1 protein-coding gene is annotated in these 1,121 nt (G+C 71.4%); it reads right to left on the minus strand.

What is annotated here, in order from left to right:
• Positions 1 to 1,121 (minus strand): PLP-dependent aminotransferase family protein (locus tag F6S12_RS32030; protein WP_315869895.1); only part of this gene is annotated, 1,121 nt, incomplete at both ends.

The following is a 1,121-nucleotide window of genomic DNA, read 5'->3' on the forward strand; positions in this document are numbered from 1 at the left end:
CAGCAGGTGCAGCCCGGCCTGCTGGCCGCTGATGCTGTAGCAGCCTGGCGCTTCACTGGCGAGGATCGCCAGCAGCAGGTCGCGGCGTTCCTGATAGGCCTGGCGCGCCGCCCGCAGATTGCGCAGGAAGGCGCCGCTGGCGATGTAGTCGGCCAGGGCCAGTTGCTCGATCACCCCCACCGAGCGCCCGGTGTCCTGCAAGGTGGCCAGCAACCGCGGGCGCAGGCGCTCGGGCAGCAGCATGAAGCCCACCCGCAGGCCGGCGAACAGGGTCTTGTTGAAGCTGCCGCAGTAGATGACGCGGTCGTCCCGGTCCAGGGACTTGAGGGCCGCCAGGGGCGCGCTCTGGTAGTTGAATTCGCTGTCGTAGTCGTCCTCCACCACCCAGGCCTCGCTGTGCCGGGCCCACTCCAGCAGGGCCAGGCGCCGGGACACCGGCATGGTCATGCCCAGGGGCGCCTGATGGGCCGGGGTGACATAGACCATGCGGGCATCCTGATGGTGTTGCAGCTGCTGTACATCGATCCCGTCCTCCTCCACCGGAATCGGCACCAGCCGCGCTCCGGCCAGGGCGAACAGGCTCCGGGCCGACAGGTAGCCGGGGTCTTCGAGGCACACCTTGTCGCCCGCTTGCAGCAGGCTGCGGGCCAGCAGGTCGAGGCCATGGCGGATGCCGGTGGTGATCATCACCTGCTGCGGCTCGCAGGCGATGCCCCGGTGCTGCCCCAGGTACTGGGCGATCTGCTGGCGCAGGGCCGGCAGGCCGCCGGGGTCGGCGTCCCACAGCGACTGCGCCGAGGCATTGCCCAGGGCCCGGGTCAGGGAGCGGGTCCAGCGTTGCAGGGGAAACAGCGCCGGGTCGGCCAGCCGGGCGACAAACGGCTGGCCGGCACGCACGCTGAGCGGCGGGTACGGCGGCTCGCTCTCGCTGACGATGGGTGCCGCCGCCCGTGCCGGGGCGCTCAGGTACAGGTCCGGCACTACCGCGCAGACCCGGGTCCCGGAACCGCTGGCCCGGCTCACATAACCTTCGCTGCGCAAGCGGTCGAAGACCACTTCCAGGGTGCCCCGGGACAGGCCCCAGCGCTGGGCCAGGGTGCGGGTCGAGGGCAAGCGGCAGC

The organism is Pseudomonas sp. JV245A, from assembly GCF_032424515.1.
Lineage (GTDB): Bacteria > Pseudomonadota > Gammaproteobacteria > Pseudomonadales > Pseudomonadaceae > Aquipseudomonas > Aquipseudomonas protegens.